Raw genomic sequence first — 14,877 nt, 5'->3', positions numbered from 1 at the left:
TGTTGGGTGGGTATTCCCCTGGTGTGAGGGAGAGCGCAAGGGTGAAGATCGGACACACCCCCACCGTCTTTGTGATCTAGGGGTTTCAATCGACACCCACCCAGGTAGGGTCTGGAAGCGTCCAGCTCCCCTTGGAGGAGGTGAGGACCGTGGCAGCCCACGACGACGACATCAACCGCGGCATCCGGCCGGGGCGAGGGTCTGAAGACCCCGCCGGTCAGGTTGCCTATCTCGAGCAGGAAATCGCCGTCCTGCGACGCAAGCTCGCCGACTCTCCGCGTCATACGAGGATTCTCGAAGAGCGGATCGTCGAGCTGCAGACCAACCTGGCCGGCGTGTCCGCGCAGAACGAGCGGCTCGCCAACACGCTCCGTGAGGCCCGCGACCAGATCGTGGCCCTCAAGGAGGAAGTCGACCGGCTCGCACAGCCGCCGGCCGGCTTCGGAGTCTTCCTCGTGGCGAACGAGGACGGCACGGCGGACATCTTCACCGGGGGCCGCAAGCTCCGGGTGAACGTCAGCCCGAGCGTGGAGCTCGAAGAGCTCAGGCGCGGCCAGGAAGTAATGCTCAACGAAGCGCTCAACGTGGTCGAGGCCATGGAGTTCGAGAGCGTCGGCGACATCGTCACCCTCAAGGAGATCCTCGAGGACGGCGACCGAGCCCTGGTGGTCGGACACACCGACGAAGAACGAGTGGTGCGGCTCGCCGAACCCCTCCTCGACGTCACCATCCGCCCGGGCGACGCCCTCCTTCTCGAACCCCGCTCCGGCTACGTCTACGAAGTCATCCCCAAGAGCGAGGTCGAAGAGCTCGTCCTCGAAGAAGTCCCCGACATCAGCTACGAGAAGATCGGCGGCCTCGGCGGCCAGATCGAGATGATCCGGGACGCCGTCGAGCTCCCCTATCTCTACCCCGACCTCTTCAAGGAGCACGAACTGCGGCCGCCCAAGGGCGTGCTGCTGTACGGGCCCCCCGGCTGCGGCAAGACACTGATCGCGAAAGCCGTCGCCAACTCCCTTGCCAAGAAGGTCGCCGAGGTGACCGGCCAGCCCGCGGGGAAGAGCTACTTCCTCAACATCAAGGGCCCCGAACTCCTCAACAAGTACGTCGGCGAGACCGAGCGCCACATCCGCCTGGTCTTCCAGCGTGCACGGGAGAAGGCGAGCGAGGGCACCCCCGTCATCGTCTTCTTCGACGAGATGGAATCCCTCTTCCGCACCCGCGGATCCGGTGTCAGCTCGGACGTGGAGAACACCATCGTCCCGCAGCTGCTCGCCGAGATCGACGGCGTGGAAGGCCTGGAGAACGTCATCGTCATCGGCGCCTCCAACCGCGAGGACATGATCGACCCCGCGATCCTGCGGCCCGGCCGGCTCGACGTGAAGATCAAGATCGAGCGCCCGGACGCCGAGGCGGCGAAGGACATCTTCGCCAAGTACCTCACCGAACGGCTCCCGCTGCACGCCGACGACCTGGCCGAGCACAGCGCCGACCGGCGCACCACCGTGCAAGGCATGATCCAATCCGTCGTCGAGCAGATGTACGCCGAATCCGAGGAGAACCGCTTCCTCGAGGTGACGTACGCCAACGGCGACAAGGAAGTCCTCTACTTCAAGGACTTCAATTCCGGCGCCATGATCGAAAACATCGTGGGCCGCGCCAAGAAGATGGCCATCAAGGCCTTCCTCGAAGCGAACCAGAAGGGCATCCGGGTCGCTCACCTCCTCCAGGCTTGCATCGACGAGTTCAAGGAGAACGAGGACCTGCCCAACACCACCAACCCCGACGACTGGGCCAGGATCTCCGGAAAGAAGGGCGAGCGGATCGTGTACATCCGCACCCTTGTCACCGGAAAGCAGGGCGCGGACACCGGACGCTCCATCGACACGGTGGCCAACACCGGTCAATACCTGTAGAACACAGGACGGCTGCGGGTGTCCTTCACGGGTACCCGCAGCCGTCTGTTTTTCAATGAAGGCAATGATCTCCCCACCAGCGCAAAGGCGTTCTAGGCTCTGCGGTACCGCCGAGTCGCGCAGTGCGGGGACGGGCACCGCACACGCACCGGAGCACCAGCGGTACTTGAGCGCCGTTCCCGGACGGGAGCGCCGCCGGGCAAGGAGGGCCGCATGACCGTACGGCGAGTAATGGGCATCGAGACGGAGTACGGCATCTCCGTCCCCGGCCACCCCAACGCCAATGCCATGCTCACCTCGTCCCAGATCGTCAACGCCTATGCCGCGGCGATGCACCGGGCGCGACGCGCCCGCTGGGACTTCGAGGAGGAGAACCCGCTGCGGGACGCGCGGGGTTTCGACCTCGCCCGCGAGGCCGCCGACTCCAGCCAGCTGACCGACGAGGACATCGGCCTCGCCAACGTCATCCTGACCAACGGGGCGCGCCTCTACGTGGACCACGCGCACCCCGAATACAGCTCACCGGAGATCACCAACCCCCTGGACGCGGTCCTGTGGGACAAGGCCGGCGAACGCATCATGGCCGAGGCCGCCGACCGCGCGGCACAGCTCCCCGGCGCCCAGCCGATCCACCTCTACAAGAACAACACCGACAACAAGGGCGCGTCGTACGGCACGCACGAGAACTATCTGATGAAGCGGGAGACCCCCTTCTCGGACATCGTGCGGCACCTGACGCCGTTCTTCGTCTCCCGCCAGGTGGTCACCGGGGCGGGCCGCGTCGGCATCGGACAGGACGGCCACGAGCACGGCTTCCAGCTCAGCCAGCGCGCCGACTACTTCGAGGTCGAGGTCGGCCTGGAGACGACGCTGAAGCGGCCGATCATCAACACCCGCGACGAGCCGCACTCCGACGCCGAGAAGTACCGCAGGCTGCACGTCATCATCGGCGACGCCAACCTCTCCGAGATCTCGACGTACCTCAAGCTCGGCACGACCTCCCTGGTCCTCGCGATGATCGAGGACGGCTTCATCAACGTCGACCTCGCGGTCGACCAGCCCGTGCGCACGCTCCACCAGGTCTCGCACGACGCATCGCTGAAGCACCTCGTCACGCTCCGCAGCGGCCGTTCACTGACCGCGGTGCAGCTCCAGATGGAGTACTTCGAACTGGCCCGCAAGTACGTCGAGGAGCGGTACGGCTCCGACGCCGACGAGCAGACCAAGGACGTACTGACCCGCTGGGAAGACGTCCTCGGCCGCCTCGAAAGCGATCCGATGAGCCTCTCCGGAGAGCTCGACTGGGTCGCCAAGCGGGAGCTCATGGAGGGCTACCGCCGCCGTGACAGCCTCGACTGGGACGCCGCACGGCTCCACCTGGTCGACCTCCAGTACGCCGACGTACGGGCCGAGAAGGGCCTGTACAACCGTCTGGTGGCGCGGGGCAAGATGAAGCGGCTCCTTGACGAGGCGGACGTCGAGCGCGCCATCACGAAGCCGCCCGAGGACACGCGCGCCTACTTCCGCGGCCGCTGCCTCGAGCAGTACGCGGACGACGTGGCCGCGGCGTCCTGGGACTCGGTCATCTTCGACCTCCCGGGCCGTGACTCTCTGCAACGGGTCCCCACGCTGGAGCCCCTGCGCGGCACGAGGAACCACGTCAAGGAACTCCTGGACCGCTGCCGCACGGCAGAGGAGCTGGTTCGGGTCCTCTCGGGCGGCTGAAAGGTCATCGACGGGGGAATCACACAGGTGGGTCCCGCACGTTGACGCAACTGCGGGGCCGATGTCGGACCCGGAGCGTAGGGTCTGATCAAGAACGTCTAACCGAGCGAGCGGGGTGAGGTAGATGGCGACCAAGGACACCGGCGGCGGACAGCAGAAGGCGACGCGTCCCACCGAGGAGACCGAGGAGCAGACGCAGGACGCGCAGGCTTCGGAGGACCTCAAGGAACGCCAGGAGAAGCTGAGCGACGACGTCGACTCGGTTCTGGACGAGATTGACGATGTCTTGGAGGAGAACGCAGAGGATTTCGTGCGGTCCTTCGTTCAGAAGGGTGGAGAGTGATTGTGCCTTTGAATCGAAGGCGGCGTCCGGGTTCGTTGGAGCTCGCGAGTTGACTGTGGCGAAGCGATGCTCGCGGTGCCAGGAGAGTAAGCCAAGCGCGGAGTTCGCCAGCAACAGGTCCATGCGGGACGGTCTCCAGGCGTACTGCCGCAGCTGTGCCGCGGCGTACCACCAGGAACGGCAACTGGCCCGCGGCAAGAACGTGAGACCGAGGGTGGCGACGCCTGAGGGGCACAAGTTCTGTCGCACGTGCGGGGAGATCAAGCCGCACAGCGAGTGGGACCGGAATCGTCGGGCTTCGGATGGCCTGGCCACACTCTGCAAGCCCTGCAAAGCGGTGAAGGGGCGAGCAGGCCATCTGAAGCGGCAGTACGGCATCACGGAGGCCGACCGAGATGAGTTGGTCGCGTCTCAAGTCGGCGTCTGCTGTATCTGCCTGGCCGCTCCGGCGGTACATGTGGATCACTGCCACGACACGGGTAGGGTCCGAGGCGTACTGTGCTTCAGCTGCAACGCCGCGCTGGGGCAGTTCAAGGATCGGCCGGACTCCATAAGGCGAGCGGCCGCATACGTGGAAGGAAACGCGTGGAAGCCAACACTCGTAGCACCGGGCGTCTACCAGCTGCCTTCCTGACGCCTGGTTCGTCGTCGTTCATGGATTTCCTGTCCGAGCACCAGCCGGAGATCCTGCCCGGCAACCGCCAACTGCCGCCCACGCAGGGCGTCATCGAGGCGCCGCACGGCACGACCATCGTGGCCGTGACGTTCCCCGGCGGCGTGGTCCTCGCCGGTGACCGGCGGGCGACCATGGGCAATGTGATCGCGCAGCGCGACATCGAGAAGGTCTTCCCGGCCGACGAGTTCTCGGCGGTGGGCATTGCCGGTACGGCGGGCCTCGCCGTGGAGATGGTGAAGCTCTTCCAGCTGGAGCTGGAGCACTTCGAGAAGGTGGAGGGCGCCACGCTCTCGCTCGAGGGCAAGGCGAACCGGCTCTCCACGATGATCCGCAGCAACCTCGGCATGGCCATGCAGGGTCTCGCCGTCGTGCCGCTCTTCGCGGGGTACGACGTGGACCGCGAGAAGGGCCGCATCTTCTCGTACGACGTGACGGGCGGGCGTTCGGAGGAGCACGGCTTCGCGGCGACCGGTTCGGGTTCGGTCTTCGCGCGCGGTGCGATGAAGAAGCTCTACCACGACGGTCTCACCGAGGAGCAGGCGACGACGCTGGTCGTCCAGGCGCTGTACGACGCCGCCGACGACGACTCGGCGACCGGCGGCCCGGACGTGGCCCGCCGGATCTACCCGATCGTCACCGTGATCTCCGACGAGGGGTTCCGGAGGCTGACGGACGACGAGTCCTCCGCCATCGCGCGCGCGATCCTGGAGAAGCGGCTCGAGCAGCCGGACGGCCCGCGGGCCTCGCTGCTCTGATCGCTCCGAATTCGCCACTGACTGAAGTTTTTTGACAGAAAGGGACGGATCCGGTGTCGACGCCGTTCTATGTCTCACCCCAGCAGGCCATGGCCGACCGGGCGGAATACGCCAGGAAGGGCATCGCCCGTGGCCGCAGCCTTGTCGTGATGCAGTATGCCGACGGCATCGTCTTCGTCGGCGAGAATCCGTCCCGTGCGCTGCACAAGTTCAGCGAGATCTACGACCGGATCGGCTTCGCGGCCGCCGGCAAGTACAACGAGTACGAGAATCTGCGGATCGGCGGTGTGCGGTACGCCGACCTTCGTGGATATACCTATGACCGCGATGACGTGACGGCCCGTGGGCTCGCCAACGTCTACGCGCAGACGCTCGGCACGATCTTCTCCAGCAACGCGGAGAAGCCGTACGAGGTGGAGCTGGTCGTCGCCGAGGTGGGTGCCACGCCGGACGGTGACCAGATCTACCGGCTGCCGCATGACGGTTCGATCGTGGACGAGCACGGTTCGGTCGCGGTCGGTGGCAATGCCGAACAGATCAGCACGTATCTCGATCAGCGTCACCAGGACGGGATGACGCTGGCCGAGGCGCTCAAGCTCGCGGTGCAGGCGCTGTCCCGCGACACCAACGGCAGCGAGCGGGAGATCCCCGCGGAGCGGCTCGAGGTGGCGATCCTCGACCGGACGCGGCCGCAGCAGCGCAAGTTCAAGCGGATCGTGGGCCGTCAGCTGTCGCGTCTGCTCGACGAGGGCGGCGCGACGGACGCGGCCACCGACACGGACGAGGACACCGAGGACGCCGGGGACGCCGGGCCCGCGCCGCGGTCCGGCGGCGACGTCGAGTAGTTCGTTTCCGTTTCCTGTTCCGGGTGCGCCCCGTGTTCCGGCCCTGCGGCCGGGAGGCGGGGCGCTTCTGTGTGTGCGTCAGTGGGCGGGGCCGGTGGAGCCGCGGACGACCAGTTCGACGGGGAGCGGGGTGGCATCGGGTCTCCGGCCCTCCAGTACGGCGACCAGGGACTCCATGCCCCGCTCCCCGAACCGCTCGGCGGGCAGCCGGACCGTCGTCAGCTCCGGTTCGACGGCGGTCGCCAGGGTCAGGTCGTCGAAGCCGGTGACGGAGACGTCCTCGGGGACGCGCAGGCCGAGCCGCCGTGCCGCTTTGCAGGCGCCGGCGGAGAGGAAGTCGTCGTCGCAGACGACCGCGGTGGGCCGGGGTCCTGGGGCGGACAGGGCCGCTTCCGCGACGACACGGGCGCCCTCGACGTTCAGGGGGGCGGCGACCCGGCGCACGGCGGTGTCGGTGCCCCGCAGTGTCCGGGCGAGGGCCTCCGCGCGTACGTCGAAGGTCCAGGAGTCGACGTCCGCTCCGAGGTGGAGGAAGTCGCGGTGGCCGAGGGCGAGCAGATGCTCCGTCACCTGGCGCATGCCGTCGGCGAGGTCGAGGTTGACGGTGGTGGCGCCCAGGCTGCCGGCGGGGTCGCTGTCGAGCATGACCAGGGGCAGGTCGTCGCCGCGGATGGTGGCCAGGACGTCGGAGGCCATGGAGGAGGCCAGGACGCCGTCCAGGGAGGCGCGTGCCGAGGCGAAGGGGTCGCGGGCCGGGCCGATGCCGTCGGGGGAGGGGTAGAGGAGCACGCCGAAGCCGTGCCGGGCGGCGATGCGGGCGACGCCGGTGTAGACGTGCGCGAAGAATTCGTTGGTGAGCTCGGGGACGACGAGCAGCGCTGTCCTTGTGCGGCCGAGGCGGAGGTTGCGAGCCGCCAGGTTGGGGCGGTAGCCCAGTTCGCGTGCGGCGGACCGGACCCGTTCCGCGGTGGGTTCTGCGACGCGGCCGCGCCATTTGTCGCCGAGCACCAGGGAGACGGTGGCCTGGGAGACCCCGGCCGCGCGTGCGACGTCGCGGCTCGTGGGGCGGGAACCCCCGGCTTCCTGTAGCGGCCCGGCCACTGACACCTCCCAGCTCGTGCCCGCGCCACGGAGAGGTCCGTGCCGTGGGGAGTCGCGGTGGACCCGCGGACAGCGCTCATGGTACGTATGACGCCGGTCGTTATACGTAACACCCCGGCTCGACGTGCGGGGGAAGGGCGGGAGAGCATGGCTGCGGGATACGCGGAGATCCTCAGAAGGCGCTACGCGACCCGGCTGCTCGCCGGGACGCTCGTCGGCAGGCTGCCGAACGCCACTGCGCCGATCGCCATCGTGCTGTTCATCCGGGCCGAGGGCGGCACCTACAGCCTGGCCGGCGCGCTCGCCGCGGTGTACGGCGTGGCCAACGCGGTGGGCCAGCCGCTGCTCGGGCGCCTCGTCGACCTGTACGGCCAGCCGCGGGTCCAGTTGCCCGCCGCGCTGCTCTCCGGGCTCGGCATGGCGGCCTTCGCCTTCACGGGGCCCGACCGGCTGGTCCTCGCGTATGTCGCGGTCGGGGCCGCCGGACTGTTCACTCCGCCCTTGGAGGGCGGCCTGCGCGCCCTGTGGCCGAGCGTCCTCGGCAAGGAGGAGCAGGTCCACACCGCGTACGCCATGGACGCCATCGCCCAGGAAGTCATGTTCACCGTCGGGCCGTTGCTCATTACCGGCTGTGTGGCCCTGTGGTCGGAGCAGGTGGCACTGCTGGTCGTCAACGTGGTCGGGGTGCTGGGCGCCCTCTCCGTAGTGGTGTCCCGGCCCTCGCGCGCGTGGCGCTCGGCGCCGCGGGAGGCGCACTGGCTCGGGGCCCTGCGCTCGCCCGGACTCCTCGCGCTCCTCGGCGCGTTCCTCTTCATCGGCATGGCGCTCGGCTCCATCACCGTCGCCGGTGTCTCGTACGCGGACGCGCACGGCGGCGACGCGGTGTACGGCTGGATGATGGCGGCGATCGGGCTCGGCGCGCTCTTCGGCGGGTCCGTGTACGGGGCGCGGCAGTGGAGTGGTGCGCCGGAGCGCAGGCTGAGCGTTCTGGTGGCGCTGCTGGCCCTTTGCTACTGGCCGTTGGTGTTCACGCCCGGCGCGGTCGCCATGACGGCGCTCATGGTGCTCGCCGGTGTGTTCCTCGCGCCGGCGCTCGCGTGTGCCTTCGTCATCGTGGACCGGCACGCTCCGCGCGGGACGGTCACCGAGGCGTTCTCCTGGCTCGTGACGACGTTCGGGGTCGGCGCGTCGCTGGGAACCGCCGTGGCGGGGCCCGTCGTCGAGCGGGGTGGTTCCGCGTGGGGGTTCGCCGTGCCGGGGTTCGCCGGGGTGGCCGCGCTGATGGTTCTGCTGGCCACGGCGCGGGTACTGGTACCGGTCACGGAATCCGGGGTCGTTGCGGGTTCATCGGAAAATGATCGAAACGGTACCGTCGAACCCGGTTTCAGTGCCGGGCATCAGGCGTAATGTTCAGTCATGGACCGCCGCATTTTCGGGCTGGAGAACGAGTACGGCGTCACATGCACGTTCAGGGGACAGCGCCGTCTGTCGCCTGACGAGGTGGCGCGCTACCTCTTCCGCCGTGTCGTGTCATGGGGCCGCAGCAGCAACGTCTTTCTGCGGAACGGCGCCCGCCTGTATCTCGACGTGGGATCACATCCGGAATACGCGACACCCGAATGTGACAATGTGACCGAGCTGGTCACCCACGACAAAGCAGGCGAGCGCATTCTGGAAGGCCTGCTCGTCGACGCCGAACGCCGCCTGCACGAGGAGGGAATCGCGGGCGACGTCTATCTATTCAAGAACAACACCGATTCGGCGGGAAACTCCTACGGCTGCCACGAGAACTATCTGGTGGCCCGTCACGGGGAGTTCTCCCGGCTCGCGGACATCCTCATTCCGTTCCTCGTCACCCGGCAGCTGCTCTGCGGCGCGGGCAAGGTGCTGCAGACTCCGCGCGGCGCCGTGTACTGCGTCAGCCAGCGCGCCGAGCACATCTGGGAAGGGGTGTCCTCCGCGACCACCCGTTCCCGGCCGATCATCAACACCCGCGACGAACCGCACGCGGACGCCGAGCGCTACCGCAGGCTCCACGTCATCGTCGGCGACTCGAACATGTCCGAGACGACCATGCTCCTCAAGGTGGGCGCCACCGACCTCGTGCTGCGCATGATCGAGGCGGGCACCGTGATGCGGGACCTCACTCTGGAGAACCCGATCAGGGCCATCCGTGAGGTCAGCCACGACATCACCGGCCGCCGCAAGGTGCGTCTGGCCAGCGGACGTGAGGCCTCGGCCCTCGAAGTGCAGCGCGAGTACTACGAGAAGGCGGTGGACTTCGTCGACCGCCGCGGCATCCGCACCGGCACCGTCGAGCAGGTCCTGGAGCTGTGGGGCCGCACGCTGGACGCGATCGAGAGCGAGGACCTCGACCGCATCGGCACCGAGATCGACTGGGTCATGAAGTACAAGCTCATCGAGCGGTACCGCGCCAAGAACAACATGACCATGTCGCACCCGCGAGTCGCGCAGATAGACCTCGCGTACCACGACATCCACCGCCGTCGAGGGCTCTACTACCTCCTGGAGAAGAAGGGGCAAGCCGCCCGGATCTGCAACGACTTGAAGATCTTCGAGGGCAAGTCGGTGCCGCCGCAGACCACCCGCGCGCGGCTGCGCGGCGACTTCATCCGGCGGGCCCAGGAGCAGCGCCGTGACTTCACGGTCGACTGGGTCCACCTCAAGCTCAACGACCAGGCACAGCGCACCGTGTTGTGCAAGGACCCCTTCCGGTCCGTGGACGACCGGGTGGAGAAACTCATCGCCGGCATGTGAACCCCGGATTCCGGGGGACGCGTGGGAATCGAGTGATGTTGCGGGAACGCAACACGGGCGCCGTACGTTCCTCGTACGGCGCCCTTCTCACGCCGTAGAGTTGCGCGCACGCCAACCCACAAGATCGACCGATACGAGGCCCCCACCGTGCGCCGACGCTCACTCCTCCTTGCCGTTCCGGCCGGCCTGCTGACGCTGGCAGGCTGTGGTGACGACAAGGCCGACAAGGCCAAGACGAAGCCCAGCGACAGCCCGACGAACGCCACGTCGGCCCCGCCGACCGCGAAGATCGTCGACGGACCGCTGCCCGAGATCACGAAGGGTGACAAGTTCGGTCAGAAGCCGACCGTCGCCAAGGGATCGGGCAAGCCGTCCTCCGACCTCGCGGTCAAGACCCTGATCGAGGGCAAGGGCAAGGAGGTCGTCAAGGGCGACTATCTGCAGGCCAACTACCTCGGCCAGATCTGGGCGACGGCCAAGGTCTTCGACAACTCCTACGACCGCGGCAACCCCACGGTCTTCCCGATCGGTGTCGGCCAGGTCATCCCGGGCTGGGACCAGGCCCTGGTCGGCAAGAAGCTCGACAGCCGTGTGGAGATCGCCATCCCCCCGAAGATGGGTTATGGCGAAGAGGGCAACAAGCAGGCGGGCATCAAGGGCTCGGACACGCTCGTGTTCGTCGTCGACCTCGTGGACACCTTCAACGCCAAGAGCTCGGCGAAGGGCAAGGAGGTGGCGCAGTCCAACAAGGACCTGCCCAAGGTCGGCACGGCCACGGACGGCAAGGCTCCCTCCATCGACATCCCGAAGACCGAGGCCCCCAAGAAGCTCGTCGCCTCGTACATCCTCGAGGGCGACGGCGACGAGGTGAAGGAGACGGACAGCCTCCTGTGCCAGTACAAGGGGGTGCTCTGGGCCGACGGCAAGGAGTTCGACTCCTCGTACAAGCGCAAGCAGCTCGCCTCGTTCCAGCTCGCGCAGGTCGTCAAGGGCTGGGCGCAGGGTCTGACGGGCAAGAAGGTCGGCAGCCGCGTCCTCATCGTCATCCCGCCGGAGCTGGGGTACGGCGACAAGCCCCCGCAGGGCAGCACCATCAAGAAGGACTCCACGCTGGTCTTCGCCGTGGACATCCTCGCGAAGATGTGACCGCTCGGAGATGCAAGACTGTCCGAGCTGACCTTTCGTATCAAGCAGGAGCATTTTCGTGAGCATTGACAAGCCCGAGGTCGACTTCCCTGTCGGCGAGCCGCCGGCCGATCTTCAGATCAAGGACATCTGGGAGGGTGACGGGGCGGTCGCCAAGGCGGGCGACTTCGTCAAGGTCCACTACGTGGGCGTCGCCTTCAGCACGGGCGAGGAGTTCGACGCGAGCTGGAACCGCGGCAACCCGCTGGAGTTCCAGCTGGGCGCCGGCCAGGTCATCTCCGGCTGGGACCAGGGTGTGCAGGGCATGAAGGTCGGTGGCCGGCGCGAGCTGACCATCCCGGCCCACCTGGCGTACGGCGACCGCGGCGCCGGCGGCGGCCGCATCGCCCCGGGCGAGACGCTGATCTTCGTCTGCGATCTGGTCTCCGTCTGAGGACGTCTGTGACCTGATCCTTTCGCCGAGGGTCCATGCCTGTCCGGCATGGACCCTCGGCTTTTGCGCAGACACCCCCGGGCGGTACGGTCATCGGTCGGAAGCACAATCTGAACAGCCGAGAAAGGGCGTCGATGGCCATTGCCAAGGCCGAGCGGCTGATGAACCTTGCGCTGTGCCTGCTCGGGACCCGGCGGCCGCTCAGCAAGCGCGAGCTCCGGGACTCCATCGAGGCCTACGTCGAGGCCTTCGGGCCGGGGGGCCGGTCGGCCGGATCCGACGACTCCTTCAACCGGATGTTCGAGCGCGACAAGGACGATCTGCGCGAGCTGGGCCTGGTCATCGAGACCGTCGAGAACCTCGACGGGGAGGTCGGCTACCTCGCCCGCCGCGACAGCAACCGGCTGCCGCCCATCACCCTCGACGCCGAGGAGGCCGCCGCCCTCGGCCTGGCCGCGAAGGTCTGGCAGCAGGCCCGTCTCGCCGGTGCCGCCAGCGGCGCCCTGCAGAAGCTGCGCGCCGCCGGCCTGCCCGAGGACGTGGACCCGTACGGCGGGCACAGCGCCCTGGAGCCGCGGATTCCGGCGCACGAGGCGTCCTTCGAGCCGCTGATGCTCGCCTGCCGTGACCGCCGCCCCGTCGTCTTCGACTACCGCAAGGCCACCGCCGCCCGCCCCGAGCAGCGCCACGTCGAGCCCTGGGCGCTGGAGTGCTGGCGCGGCCACTGGTACCTCGCGGGCTGGGACCGCGACCGCGGCGCCGAGCGCGTCTTCCGGCTCTCCCGGATCACCGGCAAGGTGCGCGCCCGGGCGGGGAAGTACACCGCCGACGTCCCGGACGTCGTCACGGTCCGTGAGACCGTCGCGAGCTGGGCGGGGGAGACCGCCGACCGCACCGCCCTGATCCGGCTGCGCACGGACGCCGGCTACCCGTTGCGGGCCAAGGCCGTCGCCGTGCGGGAACTGGGCGACGGATGGGAAGAGTTGGAGATTCCGTACGGGCACGGGCTCGATGCCTGGCTGGTGGAGTTCGGACCCGATGTGGTGGTCCTGGAACCCGCCGAGCTGCGGGCCGACGTCGTGGACCGGCTGCGCGCCGTGGCCAAGGGCTGAGGGGAAGGGAAGACCAATGGCCTCGAACGCCATCGACCAGACGCGGCGGATGCTGTCCCTGGTGACCTATCTGCGTGAGCGCCCCGGCGCCCACGTCGGCGACGTCGCCCGCGCCTTCGGCATCACCACGGACGAGCTGATCTCCGACCTCGACGTGCTGCCGATGTGCGGGACCAGCTTCCGCGGCGGCGACCTCCTGGACATCGACACCGACGGCGACCGCATCTGGTGGCACAACCCGGACGACGTGGCGGCCCCGCTGCGGCTCGCCGCCGACGAGGCGACCGCCCTCCTCGTCGCCGCCCGCGCCGTGTCCACACTGCCCGGCCTGCGCGAGAGCGACCGTCTCGCCCTGCTGCGCGCCACCGCGAAGCTGGAGACCGCGGCAGGCGAGGCGGCGGGCGCCAGCTCCCGCCTCTCGGTGACCTTCGAGTCCGAGGGCGGCGTCTTCGCCGACGTCGACCGGGCCATCTCCGAGCGGCGCAGGCTCTGGATCCGCTACTACTCACCCGCACGCGACGAGGTCACCGAGCGCGAGATCGACCCGATCCGCCTGGTGAGCGTCGGCCACACCTATGTGGAGGCGTGGTGCCGCCGCTCCGAGGCGCGGCGCACCTTCCGCCTGGACCGCGTCGCCGAGATCAAGATCCTGGACGAGCCGTCCGCGCCGCCCGAGGTGGAGCTGCGTGACCTCTCCGAAGGGCTCGTGCAGCCCGCCGCCGAGGACCCCGAGGTCGTCGTCGAGGTCGGCCCCGGCGGCCGGTGGGTCGCCGAGTACTACCCCCACGACAGCGCCGAGGAGCTGCCCGACGGCGGCCTGCGGATCACGCTGCGCACCCCCGAGCCCGCCTCGCTGCGCCGGCTCGCGCTGCGGCTCGGCGGGGACGGCCGGATCGTCTCCCCGGCACAGCTCGCCGACAGCGCGCGGCACGCGGCACGCGAGGCCCTGGCGGCGTACGAAAAGGACATAGAGGCGTACGGCACGGGTGCCGGGGCGTACGAGAGGGACTACGACAGTCAGGAGCAGGGGCGTTGAGCACACCGACCATGTCCGGGCTTCCAGGAGTCCCGTCGCAGCTGAGGCCCGCCTCCGTCCTCTTCACGGCCGCCTGCCCCGACTGCCGCGCCCGCTTCGAGCTGTCCGCGGGAGCCATCCGGCTCGCGATCGGCGCCAGCCGCCGCACCACCTTCTACTCCTTCACCTGCCCCGAGTGCGGGGCCGCGGTGCGCAAGCCCGCGGGCGAGCGCATCGTCGAACTCCTCACCGGCGGCGGGGTGCGGACGCTGCGACTGCACTCGACCGTCTAGGCTCGGCGCATGTTCTGGGCGATGTTCGCGATCGCGGCGGGCTTCTTGGGCCTCGCCGTCCTCGGCGTACTGGCGATCAAGGTTTTCGTGGAGGCGCAGCGTCTCGCGCGTCAAGTGACCGAGACCACACGGCAGATCAACCGGGCGGCGGAGGACCTGGAGAAGGCAGCGGCCGCTGTGGCCGGTGCGGGAAGAGGTGCTCTTTAGCGTCCGCGACCTGTCAACTCCCCAAGGGGGGCGGGTACGCTGCGGGCACGGCCCGGGATCGAGGCGGGGGCCGCACTCGGAGTATGCGCGGGGATTGCCGAGCGTTTACCCCGGGGGGTTACGATCGCTGTCAGCGCGGGAGATCGGATGTATGTCCGGTCTGCCGGGCAACCAGACTCCTGTCGCCTCGGTGAAGAAGGTAAACAGCTATGGGTAGGCTCGGCCCCACCGAGATCATTCTCATCCTCGTCATCGTCGTCCTGCTGTTCGGAGCGAAGAAGCTGCCCGACATGGCGCGCTCCCTCGGCAAGTCGGCCCGCATCCTCAAGAGCGAGGCCAAGGCCATGAAGTCGGAGGGCAAGGACGACGCCGCCGCCCCGGCCGACCCGCCGAGCGACCCGGCCCTCCAGAAGCGCACGATCCAGGCTGCCCCCGGCGACGTGACCAGCTCGCGCCCGGTCACCGAGCCGACCGACCGTACGACGCAGCGCTGATCCAAGGCCGGCGACGGCCGGCCTGCCGCACGAGATGA

General features: G+C 68.5%; 16 protein-coding genes. 15 read left to right on the top strand and 1 reads right to left on the bottom strand.

Translation table 11 applies throughout. The features are described 5' to 3' along the window. The first annotated feature begins 149 nt into the window (after window positions 1-149). The 6 genes from arc to prcA all read left to right on the top strand — a co-directional run bounded on the left by arc (window position 150) and on the right by prcA (window position 6,260). Window positions 150-1,916: a proteasome ATPase gene (gene arc / locus AB0N81_RS14845; RefSeq protein WP_362993692.1), complete on the top strand. Its 1,767-nt coding sequence runs from the start codon at window positions 150-152 to the stop codon at window positions 1,914-1,916. Between the two features lie 213 nt (window positions 1,917-2,129). Next, window positions 2,130-3,641, top strand: coding sequence for a depupylase/deamidase Dop (gene dop / locus AB0N81_RS14840; RefSeq protein ID WP_365358205.1), 1,512 nt, complete (start codon window positions 2,130-2,132; stop codon window positions 3,639-3,641). A gap of 124 nt (window positions 3,642-3,765) precedes the next feature. After that, window positions 3,766-3,984 (top strand): ubiquitin-like protein Pup, encoded by a 219-nt coding sequence (locus AB0N81_RS14835; protein ID WP_150219625.1) that lies wholly within the window; start codon window positions 3,766-3,768, stop codon window positions 3,982-3,984. A 121-nt stretch (window positions 3,985-4,105) separates the two neighbouring features. Then, a complete protein-coding gene (locus AB0N81_RS14830) occupies window positions 4,106-4,618 on the top strand; it encodes an endonuclease VII domain-containing protein (protein ID WP_365358204.1) in 513 nt (170 codons plus the stop codon). Continuing rightward, window positions 4,570-5,415, top strand: a complete 846-nt coding sequence (gene prcB / locus AB0N81_RS14825) for a proteasome subunit beta (RefSeq protein ID WP_365358203.1) — start codon at window positions 4,570-4,572, stop codon at window positions 5,413-5,415. The genes AB0N81_RS14830 and prcB overlap by 49 nt, the downstream gene beginning before the upstream one ends. A gap of 53 nt (window positions 5,416-5,468) precedes the next feature. Next, window positions 5,469-6,260, top strand: a complete 792-nt coding sequence (prcA, locus tag AB0N81_RS14820) for a proteasome subunit alpha (protein ID WP_365358202.1) — start codon at window positions 5,469-5,471, stop codon at window positions 6,258-6,260. 78 nt (window positions 6,261-6,338) lie between these two features. On the opposite strand, the gene AB0N81_RS14815 is transcribed toward prcA, so the two are convergent. Further along, window positions 6,339-7,361 carry a LacI family DNA-binding transcriptional regulator gene (locus tag AB0N81_RS14815; protein WP_365358201.1) on the bottom strand — a complete coding sequence of 341 codons (1,023 nt, stop codon included), beginning with the start codon at window positions 7,359-7,361 and terminating at the stop codon, window positions 6,339-6,341. 147 nt (window positions 7,362-7,508) lie between these two features. Between AB0N81_RS14815 and AB0N81_RS14810 the strand changes: the two genes are divergently transcribed. From AB0N81_RS14810 to tatA, 9 genes are all read left to right on the top strand, one after another. Beyond that, window positions 7,509-8,768, top strand: a complete 1,260-nt coding sequence (locus tag AB0N81_RS14810; protein ID WP_365358200.1) for an MFS transporter — start codon at window positions 7,509-7,511, stop codon at window positions 8,766-8,768. 9 nt (window positions 8,769-8,777) lie between these two features. Beyond that, window positions 8,778-10,139 carry a Pup--protein ligase gene (pafA, locus tag AB0N81_RS14805; protein WP_055567245.1) on the top strand — a complete coding sequence of 454 codons (1,362 nt, stop codon included), beginning with the start codon at window positions 8,778-8,780 and terminating at the stop codon, window positions 10,137-10,139. Between the two features lie 147 nt (window positions 10,140-10,286). Continuing rightward, window positions 10,287-11,285, top strand: coding sequence for an FKBP-type peptidyl-prolyl cis-trans isomerase (locus AB0N81_RS14800; protein ID WP_365358199.1), 999 nt, complete (start codon window positions 10,287-10,289; stop codon window positions 11,283-11,285). Between the two features lie 58 nt (window positions 11,286-11,343). Then, complete coding sequence (locus AB0N81_RS14795) at window positions 11,344-11,718, top strand: FKBP-type peptidyl-prolyl cis-trans isomerase (protein ID WP_055567247.1); 375 nt, start codon at window positions 11,344-11,346, stop codon at window positions 11,716-11,718. A 134-nt stretch (window positions 11,719-11,852) separates the two neighbouring features. Further along, window positions 11,853-12,830, top strand: coding sequence for a WYL domain-containing protein (locus AB0N81_RS14790; protein ID WP_365358198.1), 978 nt, complete (start codon window positions 11,853-11,855; stop codon window positions 12,828-12,830). 16 nt (window positions 12,831-12,846) lie between these two features. Then, complete coding sequence (locus AB0N81_RS14785) at window positions 12,847-13,866, top strand: WYL domain-containing protein (protein WP_365358197.1); 1,020 nt, start codon at window positions 12,847-12,849, stop codon at window positions 13,864-13,866. Window positions 13,867-13,877: 11 nt separating this feature from the next. Continuing rightward, window positions 13,878-14,138 carry a hypothetical protein gene (locus AB0N81_RS14780; RefSeq protein WP_365358432.1) on the top strand — a complete coding sequence of 87 codons (261 nt, stop codon included), beginning with the start codon at window positions 13,878-13,880 and terminating at the stop codon, window positions 14,136-14,138. A gap of 9 nt (window positions 14,139-14,147) precedes the next feature. Beyond that, window positions 14,148-14,345, top strand: coding sequence for a hypothetical protein (locus AB0N81_RS14775; RefSeq protein WP_365358196.1), 198 nt, complete (start codon window positions 14,148-14,150; stop codon window positions 14,343-14,345). A 209-nt stretch (window positions 14,346-14,554) separates the two neighbouring features. Beyond that, complete coding sequence (tatA, locus tag AB0N81_RS14770) at window positions 14,555-14,839, top strand: Sec-independent protein translocase subunit TatA (RefSeq protein ID WP_362993669.1); 285 nt, start codon at window positions 14,555-14,557, stop codon at window positions 14,837-14,839. Window positions 14,840-14,877 lie beyond the last annotated feature (38 nt).

The sequence above is a fragment of the Streptomyces sp. NPDC093510 genome (assembly GCF_040683555.1).
Classification (GTDB): domain Bacteria; phylum Actinomycetota; class Actinomycetes; order Streptomycetales; family Streptomycetaceae; genus Streptomyces.
Note: the sequence above shows the minus strand (reverse complement) of the source record. Positions and strands in the feature narration are given on the sequence as shown.